The sequence below is a fragment of the Gelidibacter maritimus genome (assembly GCF_014062315.1).
Taxonomy (GTDB): Bacteria; Bacteroidota; Bacteroidia; order Flavobacteriales; family Flavobacteriaceae; genus Gelidibacter; species Gelidibacter maritimus.
Window position 1 is genome coordinate 39,020 of sequence record NZ_JACGLT010000002.1, and the last position, 25,436, is coordinate 64,455.

Annotated in this window: 23 protein-coding genes; 9 read left to right on the forward strand and 14 right to left on the reverse strand. The window is 38.2% G+C overall.

The window, feature by feature from the left end:
• Window positions 1-298 precede the first annotated feature (298 nt).
• Window positions 299-4,687: a DNA polymerase III subunit alpha gene (gene dnaE, locus H3Z82_RS02435; protein ID WP_182202304.1), complete on the reverse strand. Its 4,389-nt coding sequence runs from the start codon at window positions 4,685-4,687 to the stop codon at window positions 299-301.
• A 424-nt stretch (window positions 4,688-5,111) separates the two neighbouring features.
• Window positions 5,112-5,576: a DUF6252 family protein gene (locus tag H3Z82_RS02440; RefSeq protein WP_182202305.1), complete on the reverse strand. Its 465-nt coding sequence runs from the start codon at window positions 5,574-5,576 to the stop codon at window positions 5,112-5,114.
• A 431-nt stretch (window positions 5,577-6,007) separates the two neighbouring features.
• Here H3Z82_RS02440 and H3Z82_RS02445 point away from each other — a divergent pair, with 431 nt between their 5' ends.
• The 5 genes from H3Z82_RS02445 to H3Z82_RS02465 all read left to right on the forward strand — a co-directional run bounded on the left by H3Z82_RS02445 (window position 6,008) and on the right by H3Z82_RS02465 (window position 10,654).
• Entirely contained in the window at window positions 6,008-6,577 is a 570-nt protein-coding gene (locus H3Z82_RS02445; protein ID WP_182202306.1) for a 30S ribosomal protein S16, read from the forward strand.
• Between the two features lie 194 nt (window positions 6,578-6,771).
• Window positions 6,772-7,299, forward strand: a complete 528-nt coding sequence (rimM, locus tag H3Z82_RS02450; RefSeq protein WP_182202307.1) for a ribosome maturation factor RimM — start codon at window positions 6,772-6,774, stop codon at window positions 7,297-7,299.
• Between the two features lie 326 nt (window positions 7,300-7,625).
• Complete coding sequence (locus tag H3Z82_RS02455; protein ID WP_182202308.1) at window positions 7,626-8,369, forward strand: tRNA1(Val) (adenine(37)-N6)-methyltransferase; 744 nt, start codon at window positions 7,626-7,628, stop codon at window positions 8,367-8,369.
• A 64-nt stretch (window positions 8,370-8,433) separates the two neighbouring features.
• Window positions 8,434-9,612 carry an acyl-CoA dehydrogenase family protein gene (locus H3Z82_RS02460; protein ID WP_182202309.1) on the forward strand — a complete coding sequence of 393 codons (1,179 nt, stop codon included), beginning with the start codon at window positions 8,434-8,436 and terminating at the stop codon, window positions 9,610-9,612.
• Window positions 9,613-9,757: 145 nt separating this feature from the next.
• Entirely contained in the window at window positions 9,758-10,654 is an 897-nt protein-coding gene (locus H3Z82_RS02465; RefSeq protein WP_182202310.1) for a metallophosphoesterase family protein, read from the forward strand.
• A 60-nt stretch (window positions 10,655-10,714) separates the two neighbouring features.
• Here the strand turns inward: H3Z82_RS02465 and H3Z82_RS02470 are convergent, their stop codons facing one another.
• The 7 genes from H3Z82_RS02470 to trmB all read right to left on the reverse strand — a co-directional run bounded on the left by H3Z82_RS02470 (window position 10,715) and on the right by trmB (window position 15,812).
• Window positions 10,715-11,047 (reverse strand): 2Fe-2S iron-sulfur cluster-binding protein, encoded by a 333-nt coding sequence (locus H3Z82_RS02470; protein ID WP_182202311.1) that lies wholly within the window; start codon window positions 11,045-11,047, stop codon window positions 10,715-10,717.
• Between the two features lie 149 nt (window positions 11,048-11,196).
• Window positions 11,197-12,258 (reverse strand): NAD(P)/FAD-dependent oxidoreductase, encoded by a 1,062-nt coding sequence (locus H3Z82_RS02475; RefSeq protein ID WP_182202312.1) that lies wholly within the window; start codon window positions 12,256-12,258, stop codon window positions 11,197-11,199.
• Window positions 12,259-12,465: 207 nt separating this feature from the next.
• Window positions 12,466-12,720: a NifU family protein gene (locus tag H3Z82_RS02480; protein ID WP_182202313.1), complete on the reverse strand. Its 255-nt coding sequence runs from the start codon at window positions 12,718-12,720 to the stop codon at window positions 12,466-12,468.
• A gap of 44 nt (window positions 12,721-12,764) precedes the next feature.
• Window positions 12,765-13,901 (reverse strand): Mrp/NBP35 family ATP-binding protein, encoded by a 1,137-nt coding sequence (locus tag H3Z82_RS02485; RefSeq protein WP_182202314.1) that lies wholly within the window; start codon window positions 13,899-13,901, stop codon window positions 12,765-12,767.
• Between the two features lie 278 nt (window positions 13,902-14,179).
• Window positions 14,180-14,509, reverse strand: a complete 330-nt coding sequence (locus H3Z82_RS02490; protein ID WP_182202315.1) for an MGMT family protein — start codon at window positions 14,507-14,509, stop codon at window positions 14,180-14,182.
• On the reverse strand, window positions 14,506-15,135 hold the full coding sequence (locus tag H3Z82_RS02495; RefSeq protein WP_182202316.1) for a LysE family translocator: 630 nt from the start codon (window positions 15,133-15,135) through the stop codon (window positions 14,506-14,508). The genes H3Z82_RS02490 and H3Z82_RS02495 overlap by 4 nt, the downstream gene beginning before the upstream one ends.
• 2 nt (window positions 15,136-15,137) lie before the next feature.
• Window positions 15,138-15,812 carry a tRNA (guanosine(46)-N7)-methyltransferase TrmB gene (gene trmB / locus H3Z82_RS02500; RefSeq protein WP_182202317.1) on the reverse strand — a complete coding sequence of 225 codons (675 nt, stop codon included), beginning with the start codon at window positions 15,810-15,812 and terminating at the stop codon, window positions 15,138-15,140.
• A gap of 346 nt (window positions 15,813-16,158) precedes the next feature.
• Here trmB and H3Z82_RS02505 point away from each other — a divergent pair, with 346 nt between their 5' ends.
• Window positions 16,159-17,214, forward strand: coding sequence for a glycosyltransferase (locus tag H3Z82_RS02505; protein WP_182202318.1), 1,056 nt, complete (start codon window positions 16,159-16,161; stop codon window positions 17,212-17,214).
• Here H3Z82_RS02505 and H3Z82_RS02510 read toward each other — a convergent pair.
• A complete protein-coding gene (locus H3Z82_RS02510; protein WP_182202319.1) occupies window positions 17,188-18,231 on the reverse strand; it encodes a sensor histidine kinase in 1,044 nt (347 codons plus the stop codon). The genes H3Z82_RS02505 and H3Z82_RS02510 overlap by 27 nt on opposite strands.
• Window positions 18,231-18,914, reverse strand: a complete 684-nt coding sequence (locus H3Z82_RS02515) for a response regulator (protein ID WP_182202320.1) — start codon at window positions 18,912-18,914, stop codon at window positions 18,231-18,233. The genes H3Z82_RS02510 and H3Z82_RS02515 overlap by 1 nt, the downstream gene beginning before the upstream one ends.
• A gap of 215 nt (window positions 18,915-19,129) precedes the next feature.
• On the opposite strand from H3Z82_RS02515, the gene H3Z82_RS02520 reads away from it, so the two are divergent.
• Together H3Z82_RS02520 and H3Z82_RS02525 are read left to right on the forward strand one after the other, a co-directional pair.
• On the forward strand, window positions 19,130-19,474 hold the full coding sequence (locus H3Z82_RS02520) for a T9SS type A sorting domain-containing protein (RefSeq protein WP_182202321.1): 345 nt from the start codon (window positions 19,130-19,132) through the stop codon (window positions 19,472-19,474).
• 230 nt (window positions 19,475-19,704) lie between these two features.
• Complete coding sequence (locus H3Z82_RS02525; protein WP_182202322.1) at window positions 19,705-20,685, forward strand: long-chain-fatty-acid--protein ligase; 981 nt, start codon at window positions 19,705-19,707, stop codon at window positions 20,683-20,685.
• Between the two features lie 323 nt (window positions 20,686-21,008).
• On the opposite strand, the gene tyrS is transcribed toward H3Z82_RS02525, so the two are convergent.
• Window positions 21,009-22,319, reverse strand: coding sequence for a tyrosine--tRNA ligase (gene tyrS, locus H3Z82_RS02530; RefSeq protein ID WP_182202323.1), 1,311 nt, complete (start codon window positions 22,317-22,319; stop codon window positions 21,009-21,011).
• Between the two features lie 92 nt (window positions 22,320-22,411).
• Here tyrS and H3Z82_RS02535 point away from each other — a divergent pair, with 92 nt between their 5' ends.
• The gene (locus H3Z82_RS02535) at window positions 22,412-23,455 is read left to right on the forward strand and encodes an NAD-dependent epimerase/dehydratase family protein (protein ID WP_182202324.1); all 1,044 of its coding nucleotides are present in this window, start codon (window positions 22,412-22,414) and stop codon (window positions 23,453-23,455) included.
• 93 nt (window positions 23,456-23,548) lie between these two features.
• Here H3Z82_RS02535 and H3Z82_RS02540 read toward each other — a convergent pair whose 3' ends face one another.
• Both H3Z82_RS02540 and H3Z82_RS02545 read right to left on the reverse strand, forming a co-directional pair.
• Window positions 23,549-23,986, reverse strand: coding sequence for a DUF4296 domain-containing protein (locus tag H3Z82_RS02540; protein WP_182202325.1), 438 nt, complete (start codon window positions 23,984-23,986; stop codon window positions 23,549-23,551).
• The gene (locus tag H3Z82_RS02545; protein WP_394368092.1) at window positions 23,983-25,362 is read right to left on the reverse strand and encodes a dihydroorotase; all 1,380 of its coding nucleotides are present in this window, start codon (window positions 25,360-25,362) and stop codon (window positions 23,983-23,985) included. Before H3Z82_RS02545 ends, H3Z82_RS02540 begins: the two co-directional genes overlap by 4 nt.
• Between the last annotated feature and the right edge of the window lie 74 nt (window positions 25,363-25,436).

Here is a 25,436-nt window from a genome sequence, read left to right on the forward strand (position 1 = left end):
ATAACTGGATTTGCGATGGTTATGACCGCTTTTGGAGAAAATGATCCAAATTTTTGATTGACTTGCACCGTTAATAATTGCTCCTGTTGCGTTTTGATTCTGTCCAGCACACAATTATAAAAAAGCTATTGTTGCCCTATACTTAAGGTGATAAATACTAAAACCATTCATCTTAACTTCCAAAAACCTTGACTTTAATCATCCTTATAAGATGCCTGGCAATTTGCGGCAACATCCATCTTTACTTGCTGAATTTAACTAGGTTAAACCTCAAAATTTTCTTCGTGACAGGCATAACCTAATTCAACTTAAAAAAAACATCCTGACCGCTTAGTTCATCAAGCAACTCTTGTGAAATTCTCACTTTTTGTTTTCGACTTGGCATGTGCAATTTCAACTTCTCTTCATTATCATAAACCAAGAAATTCAGCGCATGATTTCCTTCATGCATTCTCAAAATATCCTCTAATGTTTTAATTTTACTCTCCTTCAAGTCTTTTATTTCCAATTGGATGGACAATTTTTTAGCATAGGTATCCATAACATCATGTAGCAATTGAAAACTAGAAAACTGCAACCTTGGATCGGTTCGCTTGCCCGTGTCTTTATTGATCCAGCCTTCTTTGACATACACTCTTACATATACAAATGAGCTTCGGACTAAAAAGTGCCTGAATCTTAAATACTCTTCTCCAAAAATCCGGAACTCAAAACTATCGGTATAATCCTCAATGGTAAACATGGCCCAACCTTTACCCTGTTTACTCACGCGATGCTCCACATTGGTCACAACGCCACCAAAGGTCATTTCACGATTTACGAAAGGTTCCAGATTCGCAAAATGGGCTAAAGTAGCATTGCAGAATGTCTTCATTTCTACCTTAAAGTCGTCAAGTGGATGTCCTGATATATAGATGCCAACAACCTCTCGTTCTTGGGCCAACTTTTCCATAGTGCCCCACTCCTCACATGGTGGAACCAACGGCTCGGGAATTTGTACATCACTAGCATCACCAAATAAACTGACCTGAGCTGAATTTTCATTTTCCTGATGCTTACTGCCATACTTTATGGCCTTTTCCAAAAAGGTTATGCCGTCGCCTTCATCTTGAAAATACTGTGCTCTATGAGTATCAGTAAAACAATCAAATCCGCCTGCTAAAGCCAAATTCTCAAAAGCTTTTTTGTTGGCAGCTCTCAAATCGACGCGTTTTGCAAAATCGAAAATAGATTTATACTGACCATCCTTTTTACGGTTTTCAACGATGGTCATCACGGCACCTCGTCCAACACCTTTGATGGCTCCCATTCCGAATCGTACCGCATAATCTTTATTAACGGAAAACTTATAAAAAGACTCATTGACATCCGGACCCAGAACGTTTAACTTCATACGCTTACATTCTTCCATGAAGAAGGTCACCTGCTTAATGTCGTTCATGTTATTACTCAATACCGCAGCCATATATTCGGCAGGATAATGCGCTTTTAAATAAGCTGTTTGATAGGCAATCCAAGCATAACAAGTGGAGTGCGATTTATTAAATGCATAACTCGCAAAAGCTTCCCAATCTTTCCATATCTTCTCTAGCTTTTTGGCATCATGGCCATTTGCTTCTGCTTGGGCAATGAATTTTGGTTTCATCTTATCCAAAACCGCAATCTGTTTCTTACCCATGGCTTTACGCAGGACGTCAGCTTCACCCTTTGTGAAATCGGCTAACTTCTGAGACAGCAACATCACCTGCTCCTGGTAAACCGTAATGCCATAGGTTTCTTTTAAGTATTCTTCCATCGCAGGAAGATCATAATCTATCTCCTCTTCGCCGTGCTTACGTCTGGTAAAACTCGGAATGTATTCCATTGGTCCTGGTCGATACAAGGCGTTCATCGCAATCAGATCCTCAAAAACGGTAGGCTTTAACTCTTTGAGGTGTTTTTGCATCCCAGGCGACTCATATTGAAATACGCCAACGGTTTCGCCTCTTTGGAACAATTCATAAGTGAGCTTGTCATCTAAAGGGAAACTATCGGGGTCAAGTAAAATATCATGTTTAGCCTTCACGATTTTAACCGTATCCTTAATTAAGGTCAAGGTTTTTAAGCCCAAGAAATCCATCTTCAACAAGCCTGCATCCTCTACCACGGAGTTATCAAACTGGGTCACATATAAATCAGAATCTTTTGCCGTAGCCACCGGAACGAATTTAGTAATATCATCAGGCGTAATGATGACCCCACAGGCGTGGATTCCTGTGTTACGGACAGAACCTTCAAGCGTTCGCGCCAAATTAACCGTTTCAGACTCCAAGCCCGAGCCTTCAGCAATATTGAGAAGCTCGTTTACTTTTTCCAAGTCCTCAGACCTGAAAGCCTTACTGAGCTGCTTTTCGTCATAACCAAAAATTTTGCCCAATTTGGACATGGTCGGGATAAGTTTAGAAATCCTATCCGCATCAAAAAGCGGCAAGTCCAAAACTCTGGCTGTATCTCTAATAGAAGATTTGGCCGCCATGGTACCATAGGTAATGATTTGCGCCACTTGATTACTTCCATATTTTTTGATCACATAATCCATCACTCTACTCCGACCTTCATCATCAAAGTCAATATCAATATCCGGCATGCTGATACGATCCGGATTCAAGAAACGCTCAAAAAGCAGATTGTACATGAGCGGATCAATATTAGTAATCTTCAGGCAATACGCCACTACTGAACCCGCCGCCGAGCCACGCCCTGGCCCTACGGAAACATCCATATTCCTGGCTTCCCTAATAAAATCTTCCACAATCAGGAAATATCCAGGGTAACCGGTATTCTCAATAACACTCAACTCAAAATCGAGACGTTCCTTGATTTCGTCGGTGAGTTCCGGATAGCGTTTCTTGGCGCCTTCATAAGTGATATGACGCAGATAAGCGTTCTCTCCGCGTTTCCCGTTATCAATTAGATCTTCTTCATGCTTAAATTCTTCAGGAATTTCAAACGCAGGCAACAAAACATCCCTTGCCAATTCAAAAGCCTCAACCTTGTCCACCACTTCCTGTATATTGGAAATAGCCTCAGGAATATCCTTAAAGAGCTTTTTCATCTCTTCTGAAGACTTGAAATAATATTCTTGGTTGGGCAACCCGTAACGATAACCCCTTCCACGGCCAATTGGAGTAGACTGCTTCTCGCCGTCTTTTACACACAACAAAATATCGTGTGCATTGGCATCTTCTTTCTTACTATAATAGGTATTATTGGTGGCCACCAACTTGATGTCATGTTTCTTAGCAAAATCAATCAACACCGGATTTACACGATTTTCATCTTCCTGATTATGACGCATCAACTCGATATAAAGATCATCGCCAAACTCTTCTTTCCACCAGAGCAAAGCTTCTTCCGCTTGGTTCTCACCTATATTCAAGATCTTACTCGGGACTTCACCATAAAGATTCCCCGTTAATACAATCAAATCTTCCTTGTATTGTTGGATCAATTTTTTATCAATCCGTGGCAAATAATAAAAGCCATCCACAAAGGCGTGCGATGATAATTTGGACAGGTTGTGATAGCCGTTTTTATTCTTGGCCAAAATGACAATCTGATAGCCATTATCCTTACGTGATTTATCTTTATGGTCTTCACAGACAAAAAATTCGCAGCCAAGGATTGGCTTGATTATTTTTTCAGTTGGGATTTCACCACGTTCTTCCGCAGCTTTATTTTTGGCTTCCACGGTTCTATTATGATTGCCCACTGCCTTTATAAAATGGAAAGCACCCATCATATTGGCATGATCCGTTAAGGCCACAGCAGGCATCTTGTGTTCTGCCGCTGCTGCCACCAATTCTGGAATACTTATAGTAGATTGCAATACAGAGAATTGAGAGTGGTTGTGCAAGTGCACAAACTCCACTTCTTTAAGTTCTTCAATATTCTGGGCAATCTCTTTTTTGGTAGGTTCGTCAGATTCTTGAAGGGCCTCAATCTGCTTTTTGATCTTCGCACTTTCAGCCTTTAGGTTAATGTGCTTTAATCCGATAAGTTGAATGGTTGCCGGATTGGCTTCTTTAAAATTCTCAAAATAGTCTGACGATACATCCAACTGTTCCTGAGTGTACTCCTCACGTCGTATTAATTCTAAAAAGCAACGTGTAGTGGCTTCAACGTCGGCAGTAGCGTTATGGGCTTCGGCAAAGGGTGAATTAAATAGAAACTCATGCAGCTCCGTCAAGGTCGGCAATTTGAACCTTCCATAACGTCCTCCAGGAAGTTGACACAAGTTGGCAGTGTGCTCGGTACAGGTATCCAAAACCGGAAGTTCCTGCAAATTATTGACCACGGCTTCACGATGGAACTCAGCCCCCATAATATTCAGGTCGAAACCAACATTCTGACCGACTACAAATTTAGTTTTTGCCAAAGCAGCATTGAACTTTTCCAATACTTCTGCAAGCGGCACACCTTGTTGCTGGGCCAAATCAGTTGAAATACCGTGGATTTTCTCAGCATCATATGGAATATTAAATCCGTCAGGTTGCACCAAATAGTCCTGATGTTCAATGCAGTTCCCCATACCATCATGCAATTGCCATGCAATCTGTATGCATCTCGGCCAGTTATCTGTATCACTAATGGGTGCATCCCAACGCTTTGGTAATCCTGTAGTTTCAGTATCGAATATTAAATACATAAAAAAATTCTCTTTTAACTTCCCTAAATGGTAAAATATTATGGCTATTACACCGACTTTTTCTCAAATCCACAATAATAAAATCGATTATCAAACACCGTGTGAAACATTTCTATGAGATCATGAGTTTTGACCTTATATAGGAATGTTTGAGCTTGAAATTGCCGAATTGTTGGGTGAATTTCCTTTTCTTAATCAAGTACTGAGCCATTAAAACTAAGACCCTGCAAATAAGCAGGATTATCTCAACAGCTATCGGTTTAAAACTCAATAACCATGACGTTTCACTTCCAGGTTTTGGGTTTCACCAAAAAGTGTTTAAAATTACATATAATTAATGTTTTTCTAAAGCAAAGTTATAAACAGTTGACAAGAAAAAAGTAATCCATTTCATTGTTTCAGTGATTGCTCCTTTAACACTTGGTTAACGCACTGGCACTTTATAGAAAATGCCATCATTAAATCCGACGGAATCCTGTCCATCTGCAGAAAAAGCAATAAATCTAAAGGTCCCAGTGATGGTATTTCCATCAAATTCTGTTATGACCACCTGTCCGATTTCCTGTTCAAAATTATCTTCCGGGTTTTGAAGATTGGCCGTAGAATATGAAATATTTTCTTCATCCAAAAAATCAATCTTAGAATCACTCATTTTAGATAAGCTATACGCTCCTTCTTTAAGCGACACTAACACGATCTCCAATTTTTCTGTTTTGGTTCCGGCATTGATGGTCAGTTGGCCATGTTCAGCAAGCACCGCATCAAAGTAAGTTGCACGCCAAAGTTGATAGTTCTTATTTCCTTGCAATGCAGGAGTATTAAACTGCACCTCATCACCACATCCATAGCATGTGAATAGTATTATTAAAAACAAAGCAACTTTTTTCATGGCAACAAATTTAAATAACTTATTAGAGTACTAATAAACAAAAAACAAGCTATTGAATAACATGAAACCAAAGATTTTTTTAAGAACTCCACCCTATTTATCGAGCCAACCAATTAAGAACGATTTTAAAATTTTAAGATAAAATTTATCTATTCGGCTAAAAGATTTCGTTCCAAACGACACAAATCGCAATGAAACGCTATGTTTAATTCATTCCTTCCTATGAAAACGCTGTTGGATTTTTCAAAAATAAGTAAACAATTGGGGCACAGGACATCAAATGTCTGAGCCATCACTTTATTTACTTTAAATAATTTGAAAATAAAAAAATATTTGTAGTATCTTTGCGCCCGCTTGAATGGCATAAATTGATTATGTCAAGAAGGCACTTATTAATAATAGAGGTCGCGAACCTCACTAATTAATTATTTATGTCAGTTAAAATCAGATTACAAAGACGTGGTAAAAAAGGGAAACCTTACTACTGGATTATTGCAGCTGATGCAAGATCAAAAAGAGATGGTAAATACTTAGAGAAAATCGGTGCTTACGATCCAACAACCAATCCAGCAACTATTGAGTTAGATGTTGATTTGGCTGTAAGTTGGCTTCAAAATGGCGCACAACCTACGGATACGGCAAGAGGAATTTTGTCATATAAAGGTGCCATGCTGAAAAATCATCTTGCAGGTGGAGTTAGAAAAGGTGCTTTAACAGAAGAGCAGGCAGAAGAAAAATTTGCGGCTTGGTTGGAAGAAAAAGCAAGTAAAGTTGACGCCAAAAAAGAAGGTTTAGCAAAAGCCAATGCTGATGCTAAAGCGAAAGCTCTTGAAGCTGAAAAAGAAACAAATGCTAAGCGTGAAGCTGAAGCTGCTCAGGTTATTGCCGACGCAGAAGCTGCTGAAGCTGCTGCAAATGCGCCTGCTGAAGAAGTTACCGAAACTGAAGGTACTACGGATGAAGCCGCTACACAAGATGCTGAAACAAAAACAGAAGAATAAAGAATTTATTTTTTATACTTTTAAACTCCGATATGACCTATCGGAGTTTTTTTGTGAAATAGTATTCTTTTTAAAGCAAAAGAAAGTGTTATTGTAGAGATCTCAACCTTTATCTGGGTCTCACATAACTTGAGTAATATTTCATACATTATAAAAGATTTTAATTAAATTATAGATTAAATAAAAAAAAACCAATGCTAAAAAAAGACTGCTTCTACGTTGGAAAAATTGTAAAAAAATACAGTTTTAAAGGTGAATTGTTGATAAAGCTGGACACGGATGAACCCGAGATGTTCGAAGATATGGAATCTATTTTTGTGGATCTTCGGAATAATTTGGTACCATTTTTTATTGAGTCTTCACAATTGCATAAATCAGAATTGCTGCGCATAAAATTTGAAGATGTAGACACCGAACAGGATGCCGACGCCTTACTTAAGTCTGAGCTCTACCTGCCTTTGGAGTTTTTACCTAAGCTTGATGACGATAAATTTTATTTTCATGAAATTATCGGATTTACAGTCGAAGATGTCAATTTCGGAAAGGTTGGCACCGTAAAATCGGTCAATGACTCGACGGCCCAGGCTCTTTTTGAGATTGATCGAGATGGGATTGAAATCTTGATTCCGATGAATGATGATTTTATCAAAAAAGTGGATAAAAAGAAAAAAATGATTACGGTTGATACGCCGGAAGGACTGATTGAATTGTACCTACAATAAATGTGCTGTCTACCAAATAGACAGATAATAATGTAAGTACAAAATTCCAATTAACAGCTCCAAAGTACTGATAGAGCCAAAATTATAGCCTCAACTCTTGAAGGCTATGGAGAAGACATACCGCTATGAATTGCAAGAAAGGAAACCAAGGAATCAATATTATTGCCAAAATTTTAAAAGGATTTAAATGAGTTAATTGAATTAAGGATGACCTCAACTTACAGACGAAGCGGAAGAATTATGTGAAATTTCATCGGCAATCATAAACAAAACCTAATTATTATTTTTACTTTGGAATTTGGAATTTTAAAAATCTGGTGCTTTAAATGAAACCTTTTAACTTCAAGCAATTTACAATAAAACAAGACCGATGCGCCATGAAAATTGGTACCGATTCGGTATTGCTCGGTGCATGGACCTCGTTGGATTCAAATCCTTATTCTATTCTGGATATTGGTGCAGGCACTGGGATTTTGGCCTTAATGCTAGCACAACGTAGCGGTGCAGTAGCCATGTCTGCCGAAATTATTGATGCCATTGAAATTGATGATGCTGCCTACGAACAATGTGTTGAAAACTTTGAGGCGTCACCTTGGGGAGATCGGCTTTTTTGCTATCATGCCGCTTTGGAGGAGTTTGTGAAGGAACATTCTGATGACGAATCGGATTCAGAAAAATATGACTTGATTGTCTCCAATCCGCCATTTTTTCTAAACACTTACAAAAGTGACAATGAGCAACGTGATTTGGCACGATTTGTTGATGCCATGCCGTTCAGACAGCTTGTTGAAAGTGTTTCAAAATTACTTTCGCCACAAGGAAGTTTTTCCGTGGTCATTCCGTTTTCGGAAGAAAAAGAATTTATCGTTTTGGCCTCTAAAGAGCATCTTTATCCTAATCAAATTCTGAGGGTCAAGGGAACGCCGCAGTCAGAAATCAAACGAAGTTTAATTCAATTCTCCTTTCAGGAAACCTCAGTCCAGCCAAAAGAACTTATCATCGAGACTGCACGACACCACTACACTGAAGATTATATTGCTTTGACCAAAGATTTCTACCTCAAAATGTAGTTTTAAATTGTTCCCTGAAAACGTTTTCGTTACTTTTGTATTTCAATAATTTAAATCCAAAAGAATGAAGCCAGATTTGTTTCAAGCCCCTGATTATTATAATATTGATGAGTTACTAAATGACGAGCATCGTTTGGTACGTGATGCCGCAAGAGAATGGGTAAAACGTGAAGTTTCCCCTATTATTGAAGATTACGCACAACGCGCAGAGTTCCCGAAACAGATCATCGACGGCCTTGCCGAAATTGGTGCTTTTGGGCCTTATATTCCTGCTGAATATGGTGGTGCCGGACTCGATCAGATTTCCTATGGATTGATCATGCAGGAGATTGAACGTGGCGATTCTGGCGTTAGAAGTACGGCGTCCGTACAATCATCATTAGTAATGTATCCTATCTGGAAATACGGCAACGAAGCACAACGACAAAAATACCTTCCAAAACTTGCCAGTGGTGAATGGATGGGAAGTTTCGGACTGACGGAACCTGATTATGGTAGTGATCCGGGAGGAATGACCACAAACTTTAAGGATAAAGGCGATCATTATCTATTAAATGGTGCCAAAATGTGGATTTCAAATGCACCTTTCTGTCAAGTAGCCATTGTATGGGCAAAAAATGAAGAGGGTCGAATCCATGGTCTAATCGTAGAACGCGGGATGGAAGGATTTTCAACCCCTGAAACTCATAACAAATGGTCCTTGAGAGCTTCGGCCACTGGGGAACTTATTTTTGATAATGTTAAAGTGCCTAAGGAAAACTTGTTGCCTAACAAATCTGGATTGGGCGCACCGCTTGGGTGCTTAGATTCGGCTCGTTACGGCATTGCATGGGGCGCCATTGGAGCCGCTATGGATTGTTACGACACCGCTTTACGCTATAGCAAGGAGCGTATTCAGTTTGGAAAACCAATTGGACAGTTCCAATTGCAGCAAAAGAAATTAGCCGAAATGATTACTGAAATTACCAAAGCGCAATTATTGGCGTGGCGACTTGGTGTTATGAGAGAAAATGGAACCGCAACTTCAGCGCAAATTTCAATGGCCAAGCGTAATAATGTGGATATGGCGATTACCATTGCACGTGATGCACGTCAAATGTTAGGCGGCATGGGGATTACGGGCGAATACAGTATTATGAGACATTCCATGAATTTGGAAAGCGTCATCACCTATGAAGGCACACATGACATCCACTTGCTGATTACAGGATTGGACATCACTGGCTTAAATGCTTTTAAATAATGTTCTTGCGCAGGTAGGAGTCTTTTAGGCACCACTTAATTTATCTTTTGATAGTGCTTAAATTTTGAGCTTTATGGCTTTTCAAAACAAAAAAATGCTTCCCTATCGAGAAGCATTTTTTTGTACTTTTAAGTAAAATATTCATATGTCCTCAAAAAAAAGGTTCGATCGTGCTTATCAAAACGCAAAAGTCATCCCTTTTGATGACCATAGTAAATTCATATTATTTAGTGATTGCCATCGAGGAGATAATAGTTTCGCTGACGATTTCGCAAACAACCGCAACATTTATTTTCATGCTCTAAAACATTATTATGCCAAAGGTTTCCATTATTGTGAACTTGGTGATGGTGATGAGTTATGGGAAAATTTATCTATAGAACCCATTTTGGAAGCCCATAAAAACGTCTATCTCTTAATGAAGTCATTTTTTGATGAGAACAGACTTCACCTGATATGGGGCAATCATGACATGGCTTATAAAGACTCCGATTATGTCAAAAAAAATCTTTACACATATTTTGATAAACGCTTAGGAGCTGATGTTGATCTTTTTCCAGGAATTGAATACCACGAAGGCATTCGATTAAAACACACTGAAACCCAACAAGAAATTTTCTTGGTCCACGGACATCAAGCCGATTGGTGGAATTATACCTTCTGGAAATGGAGTCGGTTTTTGGTCAGAGTCCTATGGAAACCCTTAAATGTTATGGGGATTGCTGATCCAACGACACCGGCTAAAAACTATACAGAACTGATAAAGGTTGAAAGTCGTACAAAGAATTGGATCATGGCAAACCATAACCTCATTACTATTGCGGGCCATACGCACCGACCACGGTTTCCAGAGCCGGGGGATATAGCGTTTTTTAACGACGGCAGCTGCGTCCACCCAAGATGTATCACTGGTTTGGAAATTGAAAACGGAGAAATCTCCTTGATCAAATGGCTGATTGCCACAAATGATGATGGAGTATTACAAATTGTGAGAGTCCTATTGGAAGGGCCAAAGAAATTAGCAGAATATAAAACGGTTTAAGACGAGAAAGACCACACAAATTTTATCCTGATTGCTATCAGAACGTGCGCTGTTTTTTGATTAAGATTCAGGGGCTAATTCAACCTCCAAGCCCTCTAATTCAGGAGTAATAGGAATTTGACAGCTCAATCGGGAGTTTTCTTTTACAAAAAAAGCTTCAGATAACATCGCTTCTTCTTCATCTTCCATTTCTGGAAGCGGTGTCCCGTTTATAACATAACATTGGCAGGAAGCACACATGGCCATACCACCACAGGTACCAATGGTACCTTCTGGTGCAAGTTCATAACTTCTTACAACTTCCATTAAGTTCATGGCCATATCTGTTGGTGCCATAACCTCATGGGCGACTCCCTCTCTATCTGTTATTGTGATCTTTACATCTTGTTCCATGAAGTAATCTTTAATTCGGGTACTTTTATATTTTAGACCTACAAGGTGTTAAAACCTTGCAGGTAGTTTAAGTATTCATGCAGAATTTTTTGTTCATCCACGGCAGCTACTTTTTTCCTTTATCAGCCTACTGCCCCCTGTTCACAATATTAATCTATGGTTTTCACAACTTGCTTAGGCGCTTCTTTTCGCGTTCCATCAAATCCATTAACCCCGCTGACTGTCGTATATTTTAGAACATAGCGTTTTCCAGGGTTTAGTATCTGGTAAGCCGCTTGACACATCAAGGTTGCTTCATGGAAGCCACACAAAATAAGTTTTAATTTACCAGGATAGGTATTCACATCACCTATGGCAAAAATTCCTGGAATATTGGTTTGATAATCTAAGGCATTGTTAACAACAATAGCATTTTTTTCGATTTCGAGTCCCCATTTCGCAATAGGCCCAAGTTTAGGAGATAGTCCAAACAGTGGAATAAAATGGTCACACTCAATCTCAAACTCCTTTTCGATATTTTGGGCTTGCGAAACCACTACGGCCTCCACTTTATGGTCACCAACAATATTAATGACCTCTGCCGGTGTTACTAGGTTTATTTTGCCAGCATCCTTTAACTCTTGGACTTTATCCACAGAATCCAAAGCGCCTCTAAATTCATTGCGCCTGTGGATTAAGGTCACTTCAGAAGCAATGTCAGAAAGGTAAATACTCCAATCCAAAGCAGAGTCACCTCCGCCGGAAATAACGACACGTTTGTTTCTATAAATTTCCGGATCTTTTATAAAGTATTCGACACCTTTATCTTCAAAGTAGCCAATATTGGCAATTTGAGGTTTACGCGGCTCAAAACTCCCTAAACCACCAGCAATGGCAATTACCGGTGCTTGATGTTTGGTTCCTTTATTGGTGGTGACAATAAAACTGCCATCCTCTTGTTTTTCGATGGTATCCGCACGCTCGCCCAAGGTAAACCCAGGCTCAAATTGTTTACATTGTTCCAAAAGATTTTTGGTTAAATCGCCCGCTAAGATTTCAGGAAATCCAGGAATATCATAGATGGGTTTTTTAGGGTAAAGCTCCGTGCATTGACCGCCAGGCTGTGGCAAAGCGTCAATAAGGTGGCATTTCATTTTTAACAATCCGGCTTCGAACACAGCAAAAAGTCCTGCAGGACCTGCGCCGATGATAAGTATATCTGTTTTAATCATATAGTGGCCACTAACCTGTCTGTCAACAGACCTAAGTGGTATTTCATTTAATTCAACTTTGTTTTATAACGCAAATTTTCAAATTATAAAATTAAAATCTTATGATATTTGTCATTTGCGGTAAGAATTAGGTTTTGATGTTTTCAAAGCTAAAGCCGAGAAACACCTTTAACAAAAACCTAAACGATAGCTATCGGAAATATAACCTCACTCTGCTTTAGTTGCATCAACATTGATAACATGTTCAATTTGTGGCGCATATTTTTTAATGGTCATTTCAACTCCCGATTTTAAGGTCATTTGATTGACTGAACATCCTACACAAGCGCCTTCTAATTGGACCCTTACTAAATTGTCATTTTCAATGGACAATAAAGAAATGTCTCCACCGTCACTTTGCAAAAATGGACGGATTTCATCAAGTGCTTTCTCAACATTTAATCTAAGTTCATCAGTTGTCATATTACTTATTTAAAGGTGTTGGCAATACCAATTGGCATTGTTATTTATTTTTTAACTGCTGAACAACCAGCCATCGTTGTAATCTTAATAGCTTCTGTAGGTGGCAAGGCGTCATTACGTCTGACCACTTCTTCCACTACGTTTTGGGTTAATTTTTCAAAAGCTTTTTCTGACGCAGTCGCTGTCTGAAGTGCTGCAGGCCGCCCTACATCTCCAGCTTCGCGGATACTTTGCACCAATGGAATCTCACCTAAAAATGGAACATCTAAATCTTGGGCGAGGTGTTTTGCGCCTTCTTTTCCAAAAATATAATACTTGTTATCTGGTAATTCAGCTGGTGTAAAATAGGCCATATTTTCAATAATACCTAACACCGGAACGTTTATGCTTTCTTGCTGAAACATAGCAACACCTTTCTTGGCATCAGCTAAGGCCACATTTTGCGGGGTGCTGACAATAACAGCTCCTGTGATAGGCAAAGACTGCATGATACTTAAATGAATATCTCCAGTTCCAGGCGGTAAATCGATGAGCATAAAATCCAACTCCCCCCAATGGGCATCAAAAATCATTTGATTGAGTGCTTTTGCTGCCATTGGACCACGCCAAACCACAGCTTGATTTGGTTGGGTAAAAAACCCGATGGACAATATTTTAACCCCGTAGCTTTCTATTGGTTTCATTTTGGATTTTCCATCAACATTTATGGCTATAGGCTTCTCCAACTCCACATCAAACATGATAGGTGCAGATGGACCATAAATATCTGCATCTAAAATACCAACCTTAAATCCCATTTTAGCCAAAGTAACAGCTAAATTTGCGGTAATCGTTGATTTCCCGACACCTCCTTTACCCGAAGCTACGGCTATAATATTTTGAATGCCCGGGATGGATTTCCCTTTAATGGTATTAGCAGCCGATTTTGGTGGCGCATCCACCTTAATATTGACGGTAACTTTTGCTTTCTCATAAACCTTATCATGGATGGTTTTCATGATTTCAACTTCAGTTTTCTTCTTTGCTTGAAGCGTCGGATTGGAAATAGTAATGTCCACGATAACTTCGTCAGCAAAAGTAACGACGTTTTTTACCGCACCACTGTCTACCATATTTTTACCTTCGCCAGGCACTGAGATGCTCTCAAGCGCTTTAAGAATATCTTGTTTATGTAATTTCATTGTGATAAGATGCTAAAAGACAAAGATAAAAGAAGGTCAAAAAAGTCCATCTTAAAATCTTTGCTTGGTTTTATTAAGAATGATTCTAAAGTGCAAATATAATTAATATAGATGGAAGTAGGAAGCTGGAAGCATTAAGATTTAAATGACAGGATAGATGCAGTCTATCCCTATTTTTTATGAGATCAATTTGAAATTCTCAAAACATAAGGACCTGTCGTGACGCATTCAAAAAGTGACTAATCAGCACCAAATCTTTCGGTTTTGAACTCCTAAATTTACAGTTCCTTACTGGGGTCCCAAAAGACCTTATCAAAATTTACTACCTGATTATCCTCTATAATAACGCCTTCACTCTCCAAAAGTTGCTGCATTAAATTAGTGCCTTCAAAATGATGTTTACCAGTAAGCAAGCCTTTTCTATTGACAACGCGATGTGCCGGAACATCCTTACCAACCGAACCGTTTAAAGCATAGCCCACCATTCGGGCACTTCTGGCTGCACCCAGAAAATTTGCAATGGCACCAAAACTGGTCACCCGTCCGTAGGGAATTTGCTTAGCAACCTCATATACTTTATCAAAAAAACTGAGCGTTTCTGGTTTCATAGGTCAGCTATAATATTGACCAAAGTGACGATGGCAATAATGCCTGTTATAGAACCAATTATGTAATTCATATTTCTCTGAGAGGTAAGATTTTTATTTTTGATTTTGTCGAAAAAGAAAATATACATATATAACATGACGAAAGTCCCAGTTACGGCACCGCCCACATAAGAAATAATCATGGGTCGGTTAAATTCCAGCCATCCAAATGATGCTAAGGTAACGGTCATATAGGCTTGATATGGAATTGGGAATACATTTATGGCCGACAAAAACATGCCATGAAAAAACCGGCTGTGTTTGCTTCTGGATTGCGGATCAATTTCAGTTTTAGAGGTTGCCTTTGCGATGAGGAGATAATAAACGGTAATCAGCACAAATATTACAAATGCCACACGTTGCAATACCATAACTACATCTGGGTGGTTGGTTAAATACCTCGCAAACATGGCCGCTATATAGGTTTGTAAAAATACGACAACACAAACCCCAATGGAAAACATAATGCCCCTTACATGGCCTTCTTTCAAGCTTATTTTGGCCGCTGTCATATTTAATAATCCAGGTGGAATGACCCCCACAAGGGCGATAATCATTCCGAGTAAAAATATGACCGTAATGCTCAAAATTATTTAATTTTAAATCTAATATAGGTAATTGCTTTGTTTTTTTCTAAATACTGACCCTCATAATAGGTCTGAATTTCTGTAACTTCCGCTGGACTTCCTTCTTGCTTGTACACATTATGATTGGCGTATAACACCTCATGCCCCGCACCATGCAAGAGCCCCAACGTATAACCATGCATAAATTCACTATCGGTTTTTAAATGGACCACACCTTCTGGCTTAAGGATGGACTTATAGCGCTCCAGAAAAACGGCGTTGGTCATACGGTGTTTGGTGCGTTTATATTTTATTTGTGGGTCTGGGAAAGTTATCCAAATCTCATCAACTTCGTGCGCCCCGAAGGCATGATCAATAAGCTCAATTTGCGTACGTAGAAAAGCAACATTAGAAATGTTATCTTCCACGGCAGTTTTTGCACCTCGCCAAAATCGAGCGCCTTTTATATCTATTCCAATGAAGTTTTTATTTGGATATCTTTCAGCCAAACCAAGCGTATACTCTCCTTTTCCACAGCCCAGTTCTAAAACTATAGGGTGATCATTTTTAAAAACCTCCGCATTCCAACGTCCCTTTAAATCAAAATTCTCATTAACCAACTCTTCCCGACTTGGTTGATAAACGTTTGAAAAGGTTTCATTTTCCTTAAATCTTTTGAGTTTGTTTTTACTTCCCACAGTTATATTGTATTTTATTTCCCTCTATTGGCAAAGCTAGAGACAGGCAAAACGGGTAAAAGTTACAAGTTGCAGATCTTAGCAGGCTTTTTTTTATAGTTGGCAAAATTAATCAAATATATCTAAGCCTTAAGTTCCTTATCTTTGAATATTAAGAGATTTTTTTGGAATAATAAATTGTGTGAAATATCAAATTGGCACTTTTTTGGTTTTACTAAAGCTGAAAACAGCTCGCCATAGTCTATTTTGCAGGAAAAGTTTAGAGCGGAACCACCGATGCGTATAGAAAAACACAAACCGCTCGTATTGAGAATGCACAAAGAAGTGATCGTACCTTAAAAGTAGAATGAATAAAAAAATACTCGTTGCTCCTTTAAATTGGGGGTTGGGCCATGCCACGCGTTGCATTCCGATCATCCGGGCCTTAATAGCACACAATTTCACTCCAATTCTTGCGAGCGATGGTGCCGCACTAACTCTACTTGTAAAAGAATTCCCTGATTTGGAAGCATTGGCGTTACCATCTTATAATATTACCTATGCCAAAAAAGGCCATTATTTAAAGCTTAAGATTTTCAAAGATTCACCAAAAATTCTAAGAACTATACGTAAGGAGCATAATGAAATCCAAAAAATCGTTAAAACCCACGCTATTGATGGCATCATTTCAGATAACAGATTTGGCATTTTCCATAAAGACGTGCCTTCGGTTTTTATTACCCATCAATTGAGAGTATTAAGCGGTAGTACAACCTGGCTCAGCTCCATGCTACATCAAAAAACCATAAAACGATTTGACGAATGCTGGGTTCCTGATAATTTTGGGCCATATAATTTGAGCGGAAAAATGGGACATATTGATGACTCTAAGCTTAATATAAAATATATTGGGATTTTAAGTAGGTTTGAAAAGAAATCATCCGAAATAATGTATGACATCATGGTGTTGCTATCCGGTCCGGAGCCACAACGCACAATTTTAGAAAATAAATTATTAGAGGAATTTAAAAAGCATCAAGGTAAAGTACTTTTTGTTAAAGGTGTTGTAGAAGATGAACAAAGAATTGAAGAATCAGGCAATCTCACTATTTATAACTTTATGACGACGGATTTATTGGAGAAATCCATAAATTCAAGTCGTTTAGTCGTTGCACGTTCCGGTTATACCACCATCATGGATTTAGCCAAACTGAAAAAGAAAGCCTTTTTTATTCCGACACCGGGACAATTTGAGCAATATTATTTAGCCAAAAGAATGCAAGACAATCATTTGGCACCATTCTGCAAACAGAACGATTTCAATTTAAAAAAACTTGAAGCTATTGATAATTACAAAGGTCTAAGCATTATTGAGAACTCTTCTAATTTTAAAGAACTATTTCACCTTTTCGAGCGTAAATGAGAATTCACTACCTACGCTCAATTCACTTTCAATATAAATTTTCTCATCATGAGCTTCAATAATATGTTTTACAATAGATAACCCCAGTCCGGAACCACCTTCCTTTCGGGAGCCACTTTTATCAATTCTGTAAAAACGCTCAAAAAGTCGGGGGATATTAGCTTTAGCAATACCTTCACCATTGTCAGTAACCCGTACAATCACCTTGTTTTTTATTAAATTCTCAATACTGATTTCGGTAGTTCCCTTGGTTCGTCCGTATTTAATTGAATTGACCACAAGATTGGTCAGCACCTGTCTGATCCGTTCTTTATCAGCCTTGACCATAATTGGATTAGGGTACTGCATATCAAAAGTCAAGGTAATTTTCTTCTTTGCAGATTTCATTTCGAGTAAATCGAATACGCTCTCCACCAAAGCCACAATATCAAATGGCTCTATATTAAGACTCAAGTCGCCCACTTCCAATCTGGTAATCATATCCAAATCCTGTACAATATAAATCAATCGTTCCACGCCTTTATTTGCTCTTTCGAGATATTTTTTACGAAGACTTTCGTTGTCCATGGCGCCATCCAATAAAGTCAACACATAACCTTGGACCGTAAATAGTGGGGTTTTTAATTCGTGAGAGATGTTCCCCAGAAATTCCTTGCGGTATTCTTCCCTAACTTTTAGGGTTTCAATCTCGAGCTTTTTATCTTGAGCAAATTTTCCAATTTCTTGGGTCAGCGTTGCCATATTGGTCGTTATGGGCTGCTTGCGTATCGTAGCAGACTCCAATAAAGTCAAATCGTCATATATTTTTTTGACTCTTCTATAAATAAACCGCTCGACCCGATATTGAATGATGAAAAATGAAATGACATAAGTAAGAACTGAAAAGCCTAAAATCGCCCAAAGATTAAAGGATTTGGTGAGGACAGAAAACAAAGTAAGCAATATGGTTAAAACCGCAGTAATATAAAGGGTGGTCTTAAAAGCAAACTTATAGGATTTTCTGATTTTTTTTTGCATTAGTCAACAAATTTATAACCTACCCCTTTTACGGTTTTAAAACAATCATCTCCAATTTTTTCACGTAATTTTCTGATGTGGACATCTATGGTCCGACCACCGACAACCACATCATTGCCCCACACTTTATTCAATATTTCTTCGCGTTCAAATACCTTATTGGGTTTGGTGGCTAACAAAGATAATAATTCGAATTCCTTTCTCGGTAAAATGATTTCCTTGCCATGATGCAGAATCTTGTACTCTTCCCTATTAATGATCAACTCACCAATTTTAAGAATATTTTGCGATGGCCGCTCTTCATTTAAGCGCCGCAATAGCGCTTTGACCTTACTGGTCAACACTTTGGGCTTAATAGGTTTGGTAATATAATCGTCAGCACCCGCATCAAAACCGGCCATTTGTGAATAATCCTCACCGCGGGCCGTCAAAAAAGTAATAATGGTATTGCTGAGTTCCGGTATCTTTCGAATTTGTTCACACGCTTCAATACCATCAATTCCAGGCATCATAACATCCATGATAATAAGTTGTGGATGTTCTTTCTTTGCTTTCTTAATGGCCTTATTACCATTTTCTGCCGTAATAATCTGATAACCTTCGACAGAAAGATTGTAACCAATTATTTCTAAAATGTCTGGTTCGTCATCAACCAACAGAATTTTTATATCCTTCTTTCTCATTAGGGTATTTCAATAAGTTATAGTGTAAAGATAAGGTTATAAGCAGATACTTATGAAAAAAGCAGGCGATTGATAACCTTAAGATAACCTGTAGCCAACAATTTTTTAACCTTTTATCGAAAATTTTAATGTTTAACAAATTTTTGGTATGGGATTTGCCATAATATTTAGTACCTTTAATTACAAAAATTCATTTGAAGAAAAACTACTTTTGCATGATGAAAAATTACATTTACATTCTTTTTTTATTCTTCGGGCTCGGTATGGGTATGACAACGGGTTATGCACAAATGAACTCCTCTACAACTACAGTGCCTGCCTCTGATGGGATTGTTGATTTGTCAATTTTCCCAAACCCTGTTAGCACTGGCAAAATCTATATTACCACGAAAGAAAACTTGACCAAAAACATTGAAATATATGATGTGTTGGGTAAAAAAATCCTTGCGACCTCTCTTTTCGGAAAAGAACTGAACATCTCCAAATTGACAGCCGGCATCTATATTTTAAAAATCAAGGAAGGTAACAATTCTGCCACAAGAAAACTGGTGGTCAAGTAAGCTAAGCACTAAGCTACACATATCAATTCTTCTACGGACCAACTATTTTTTATAATTATATGACTGAATAATTCCTTTTGTAGTCGCAAATAGGACTTCGAGTGTTACTTTATTTTGTGATTCACCGCAATTAATCCAATAATTTGTTATTGCGCCAATAATCCATTAAATATTAAAAAAGGCCCGTGATATTTAGTTAAGGCATTTTTTATTTTCTATATTTTTGTGATATGATTACGATGGATTCTATTTTCAATATTCAAACACCGGCCGAGTTTGAATCAGCATGCTTAAAAGTTTTCAAATTTCAGTTTGAGAACAACCCCGTATACCGTTCGTTTTGTGATTTGTTATATATACATTATAGTGATATCAAACGCATTGAAGACATTCCATTTCTCCCCATACAATTCTTTAAATCGCACGATGTCCTGAGCACCACTCAAGCAGTTGAGAAAGTTTTTACGAGTTCTGGCACAACTGGTAATGTAACTAGTAAGCATCAAGTTACGGACATCAACTTTTATGAGGCCAGTTTTAGAAGTGCATTTTCTCATTTTTATGGTGCTATTGAAAACTATGTTGTGTTGGCATTATTGCCTTCGTATTTGGAGCGCCAAGGTTCTTCTCTGATATATATGGTGGACGATATGATCAAACAGTCCGGACATGCCGAAAGCGGGTTCTATCTCGATAATCATTCAGATTTAAAGGATCTTTTAATAACCTTGGATAGTCAAGGCAAAAAAGTACTACTCATTGGGGTGTCTTTCGCACTATTGGACTTGGTTGAATCTTATCAATTTCAATTAAAAAACACCATCATTATGGAAACTGGCGGGATGAAGGGCAGACGAAAAGAAATGGTTAGAGACGCGTTACATGACATTCTTAAACAAGGTTTTGGAGTACAGACTATTCATAGTGAGTATGGGATGACCGAATTATTGAGTCAAGCTTACTCTAAGGGACACGGCATTTTTAAATGTCCCAATTGGATGCGGGTCCTAACCAGAGACACTGAAGATCCTATGGCCATCTTATCCAATTACAAAACAGGTGGGGTCAATATTATTGATTTGGCAAATTATAATTCTTGTTCATTTATTGCTACCCAAGACTTAGGAAAGACCTTACCAGATAACGCTTTTGAGATCATCGGACGCTTTGACAATTCTGATATTCGCGGTTGCAATCTTATGGTGTTATAAATCTATGTTAAAGTCTGATATGCATGTAATTAAACTGCACGTTACACGACCAATTACATACTTAAAAAGCTGACTTTTTGGGAAACCAAAAAAAAGAGTATTCTATAATTGAAAAAGAAAAGTTTTTAAGTTGATTGGTTGGTTTTTTAACGCCTGGCGAAGTTTACTTTGTCAGGCGTTTTTTTTAGTGAAGCAGTCCCGCCAAAAGTGGGACGTAGCTGAACTAATCCCGCTTTTGGGCGGGATCTAATAAATTCAATTTTTTGATTTAATTAAATGAAACAGCTCGTTTCAATGACATTGGAATTGTGATCTATCCCTAACTAAGCTCCCACTTTTATAATATAGGTATTCTTCTTTCCTTTATTGAGGATAATATATTTGTCATTGATCAGGTCATCGGTTGTAATGACATAATCTTCAGCAACTTTTTCCTTGTTCACGGAAATCGAATTCGCTTTTAGAGCACGTCGGGCTTCGCCGTTGGAATTTAAAAAATTGGTCTTGGCAGAGAGTGCGGCAATCATATCAACCCCATTGTCGAACTCAGCTTTAGGGATTTCCGCCAATGGCACACCCTCAAAAACCTCTAAAAACATCGCTTCATCCAAGGTTCCGATATCTTGCTTAAACTGTTTACTGAACAAGATATTAGAGGCTCGCTCAGCATTTTCAAAATCTGCTTTAGAATGTACAAAAGTAGTGACCTCTTCCGCCAATCGTTTTTGCAGGATTCTCAAATGCGGAGCTTCTTGGTGTTCAACAATTAATTTTTCAATCGTTTGTCGATCTAAAAAAGTAAATATTTTAATATACCTAACCGCATCCTCATCGCTTGTATTCAACCAATATTGGTAAAATTTATACACTGAAGTTTTATCAGCATCCAACCAAATATTGCCACCTTCACTCTTGCCAAATTTTGTACCGTCTGCTTTAGTAATCAAGGGACAGGTCATTGCGAAAGCTTTTGCTTCTTGCCCAACATTCATTCGTCTTACCAACTCGGTTCCGGTAGTAATATTTCCCCATTGGTCACTGCCTCCCATTTGCAAAAGAATATTATGGTGCTTGTGCAAATGATAAAAATCGTACCCTTGAATCAATTGGTAGGTAAATTCGGTAAACGACATACCAACACTGCCCTCATCGCCAGAGAAACGCTTCTTGACAGAGTCTTTAGACATCATATAATTGACCGTAATCCGCTTACCTACGTCTCTCGCAAAATCGATGAATGAGAAATCTTTCATCCAATCGTAGTTGTTCACTAAAACCGGCGCATTCTTGGCCGTCGAATTAAAATCCAAAAAACGTGACAATACTGATTTTATACCGGCTACATTCTTTGCCAAAGCAGCCTCATCCAACAAATTGCGCTCATCACTTTTCCCTGAAGGATCGCCAATCATTCCGGTAGCACCACCCACCAAAGCATAGGGTTTATGTCCCGCTCTTTCCAAGTGGACCAATAGAATTATAGGCACTAAACTGCCAATATGTAGTGAATCTGATGTAGGATCAAAGCCAATATAGGCGCTGGTCATTTCTTTACTGAGTTGCTCTTCAGTTCCGGGCATGATATCGTGTACCATTCCTCTCCAACGTAAATCTTCTACAAAAGGGTTTGTCATGAGTTTTGAAATTAATTTTATAAATTTTGTGCAAAGATAAACATCAAAGCAGAAGTTGGGATTAATATCTAATAATTCTTTATTTTAGTCACATGATATTAGTCACAGGAGGCACTGGATTGGTAGGTTCTCATTTATTGTATAATCTGCTAAAAACCAACGATAAGATTAAAGCAATCTATCGAAGACAACACAAATTGGAGTTGGTAAAAAAGGTATTTGCGTACTATTCATCCGATTTTGAATCAATCTATAAAAAGATAGAATGGATAGAAGCTGATCTTATTGATATTCCAGCCCTTCAAATTGCTTTTAAAGATGTCAGTTATGTTTATCATTGTGCTGCATTTGTCAGTTTTGAGCCTGATAAATACCATCAATTGCGAAAAATCAATATTGAAGGCACGGCAAATGTGGTCAATCTATGCATCTCCCATCAGGTTAAAAAACTTTGTTATATCAGTTCTATTGCCACTATAGGCCATCATCAAAATCCACAACAATTAATTACGGAAGATACCATTTGGAATCAAGATGATGACAACAGTGTGTATGCCATTACTAAGTACGGTGCTGAGAACGAGGTATGGAGAGGCACTCAAGAAGGTGTTGATGCCGTTATTGTAAATCCGGGTATTATTATTGGTCCAGGGTTATGGCATAGTGGCGGCAGTAGCAGTTTGATCAAGAAAATATATAAAGGCATGCCTTACTACACTCACGGTGTTACAGCCTATGTGGATGTTGATGATGTGGTTAGGGCGATGGTATCATTAATGCAAAGCACCATTAAAAATGAACGGTTTATTGTCATTTCAGAAAATTTATCGTTTAAGGAGTTTCAAGATTTGACCGCCGCAGCGCTTGGTGTAAAACCAGCAAGTAAAGAAGCCACCTCCATAATATTAGGAATAGGTTGGCGATTGGATTGGTTACGTCGATTGCTGACGGGAAAACGCCGGAGATTTTCCAAGCAGATGACCAAAAGCGCCAAAAGCATTACCAAATATGACGCCTCAAAATTAAAAAATAGGTTGGACTTTGAATTTAAGCCAATGCAGGTTTCCATTAAAGAAACGTGTCAATTATTTTTGGAGGATTTAAATCGAGAGGCTAAAGATCCTTCCGGCCGATAGAGACGGCAAGCCAATCAGACACTAATAAGCACTTGAATTTTTAATCAATGTAAACCTCTGTACATTAAATCACACCGGTAGAACTAAGGATTGCTAATCTACTGATTCGTCTTGTGTGGAGCTTGTGGAATCCTTTACCTTTAATTCCCTACTAACTTTTCTAAGCGAATCATTCATCCGTTGCTCTTCCCTGGTCAGTTTTTCGTATAGTTCTTTGTCCTTTTCTAAATCGGACTTTATTTTTTCTACCAAGGCAGAGTAGGTTTTGGTATCATAAGCATAATAGGTGTTACTTTCAGCAAATTGCAAACTGTCAATATCATATTTTTTGTAAATATACTCTGATGGCATAATCCCATTAAGCTCCAACACCTTTTTATTAACCCCTTTTGCAGCATTAAGAATGTATAAGTCATACATGATGTCAGACATTTTTTCCTTAGCAATTAAGTCTTTAGGCTTTTTAGGTCTGTTAATCTTGTTACACCCAACAAAAGACATTAGGATTAAAATGTAAAAAAAGTGTTTCATCTTTCAAAAGTTAAACGTTTTCCTGCTTTGACATCCAAGGTCTTAAAATTCTTGTAAACCAAAGTACCATTGACAAAAGTATGGGTTATTCTGGACTTGAATGTTACGTTTTCAAAAGGTGACCATCCGCACTTGTATACTATATTATCTTTATTAACCGTCCAAGGGCTATTGATATCCACTATAGCCAAATCAGCGTAATAGCCCGGCTTTATAAAACCACGCTTCTCTATCTGAAATAAAATGGCAGGGTTATGGCACATTTTCTCAGCAATTTTCTCCAAACTGATTTTATCCTTGTGATACGCTTCAATCATAGCCGTCAAAGCATGTTGCACTAAAGGTCCGCCGGATGGCGCATTGGTATAAACATTTTGTTTCTCCTCTAAGGTATGTGGAGCATGATCTGTAGCAACCACATCGATACGGTCATCTAAAAGGGCTTTCCACAAAGCCTCACGATCATCGACCGTCTTTACCGCTGGATTCCATTTAATGAGCGTTCCTTTTTTCTTATAATCCTCATCGCTAAACCACAGGTGGTGAATACAGACTTCTGCCGTAATTTTCTTTTCCTTCAACGGAATCTTATTTGTGAACAACTTGGTCTCCTTTGCCGTGGACACGTGGAATATATGCAGACGAGCACCTGTTTTATTTGCCAATTCAATAGCTTTGGATGATGATATATAACATGCTTCCGCACTTCTAATTTCAGGATGGCATTCTATAGGAATATCATTTCCGTACTTTTGAATATGTGCTTCAAGGTTCTGTTTAATAGTAGCTTCATCTTCACAATGCACGGATATCAATAGATCAGTGCTTTCAAATATTTTTTCAAGAACATCCGTATTGTCTACCAACATATCGCCGGTAGACGATCCTAAAAACAACTTTAATCCCGCCACATTCTTTGAATCCACCTTTAATATCTCGTCTAAATTGGTGTTGGTTCCTCCAAACATAAACGAGTAATTGGCGTAAGATGTATTTGCAGCAATTTCAAATTTCTCCTCAAGTTTTTCTATGGTTGTGGTTTGTGGTGATGTGTTTGGCATTTCAATAAACGACGTAATGCCACCTGCCACTGCAGCTTTAGATTCTGACGCGATGGTTGCCTTATGAGTCAATCCAGGTTCTCTAAAATGCACCTGATCATCAATCACTCCAGGAAAAACATAATTTCCTTCAACATCAACCACCATCACATCGGCAGTTTTGGCACTAATGGAATCAGCAACTTCTTTTATAAATTCTCCTTCTATTAAAATATCACCTTCAAAAATGCGTCCTTCATTGACAATTTTAGCATTTTTAATAAGTACCGTTTTTACTTTCATGTGATTTAATTTATTGATTTTTAATGGACTCATGGTGTTCGCAATTAAGCTTTGTAAAAAGAATTAAAGCTATGAAACGCTCAGATCATGTGATTTAATTTATTGTT

Excerpts from the sequence above, each read along its gene's own strand:
- H3Z82_RS02490 (WP_182202315.1), bottom strand. The coding sequence starts at position 14,509 with ATGAAACCAGAAACGCTCAGTTTTTTTGATAAAGTATATGAGGTTGCT.
- dnaE (WP_182202304.1), bottom strand. The coding sequence starts at position 4,687 with ATGTATTTAATATTCGATACTGAAACTACAGGATTACCAAAGCGTTGG.
- H3Z82_RS02470 (WP_182202311.1), bottom strand. The coding sequence starts at position 11,047 with ATGGAACAAGATGTAAAGATCACAATAACAGATAGAGAGGGAGTCGCC.
- H3Z82_RS02520 (WP_182202321.1), top strand. The coding sequence starts at position 19,130 with ATGATGAAAAATTACATTTACATTCTTTTTTTATTCTTCGGGCTCGGT.
- H3Z82_RS02485 (WP_182202314.1), bottom strand. The coding sequence starts at position 13,901 with ATGAAATTACATAAACAAGATATTCTTAAAGCGCTTGAGAGCATCTCA.
- H3Z82_RS02465 (WP_182202310.1), top strand. The coding sequence starts at position 9,758 with ATGTCCTCAAAAAAAAGGTTCGATCGTGCTTATCAAAACGCAAAAGTC.
- H3Z82_RS02480 (WP_182202313.1), bottom strand. The coding sequence starts at position 12,720 with ATGACAACTGATGAACTTAGATTAAATGTTGAGAAAGCACTTGATGAA.
- rimM (WP_182202307.1), top strand. The coding sequence starts at position 6,772 with ATGCTAAAAAAAGACTGCTTCTACGTTGGAAAAATTGTAAAAAAATAC.
- H3Z82_RS02475 (WP_182202312.1), bottom strand. The coding sequence starts at position 12,258 with ATGATTAAAACAGATATACTTATCATCGGCGCAGGTCCTGCAGGACTT.
- H3Z82_RS02440 (WP_182202305.1), bottom strand. The coding sequence starts at position 5,576 with ATGAAAAAAGTTGCTTTGTTTTTAATAATACTATTCACATGCTATGGA.
- H3Z82_RS02535 (WP_182202324.1), top strand. The coding sequence starts at position 22,412 with ATGATATTAGTCACAGGAGGCACTGGATTGGTAGGTTCTCATTTATTG.
- H3Z82_RS02545 (WP_394368092.1), bottom strand. The coding sequence starts at position 25,362 with ATGAGTCCATTAAAAATCAATAAATTAAATCACATGAAAGTAAAAACG.
- H3Z82_RS02515 (WP_182202320.1), bottom strand. The coding sequence starts at position 18,914 with ATGAGAAAGAAGGATATAAAAATTCTGTTGGTTGATGACGAACCAGAC.
- H3Z82_RS02505 (WP_182202318.1), top strand. The coding sequence starts at position 16,159 with ATGAATAAAAAAATACTCGTTGCTCCTTTAAATTGGGGGTTGGGCCAT.
- H3Z82_RS02510 (WP_182202319.1), bottom strand. The coding sequence starts at position 18,231 with ATGCAAAAAAAAATCAGAAAATCCTATAAGTTTGCTTTTAAGACCACC.
- H3Z82_RS02540 (WP_182202325.1), bottom strand. The coding sequence starts at position 23,986 with ATGAAACACTTTTTTTACATTTTAATCCTAATGTCTTTTGTTGGGTGT.
- H3Z82_RS02460 (WP_182202309.1), top strand. The coding sequence starts at position 8,434 with ATGAAGCCAGATTTGTTTCAAGCCCCTGATTATTATAATATTGATGAG.
- H3Z82_RS02525 (WP_182202322.1), top strand. The coding sequence starts at position 19,705 with ATGATTACGATGGATTCTATTTTCAATATTCAAACACCGGCCGAGTTT.
- H3Z82_RS02455 (WP_182202308.1), top strand. The coding sequence starts at position 7,626 with ATGAAACCTTTTAACTTCAAGCAATTTACAATAAAACAAGACCGATGC.
- H3Z82_RS02445 (WP_182202306.1), top strand. The coding sequence starts at position 6,008 with ATGTCAGTTAAAATCAGATTACAAAGACGTGGTAAAAAAGGGAAACCT.
- tyrS (WP_182202323.1), bottom strand. The coding sequence starts at position 22,319 with ATGACAAACCCTTTTGTAGAAGATTTACGTTGGAGAGGAATGGTACAC.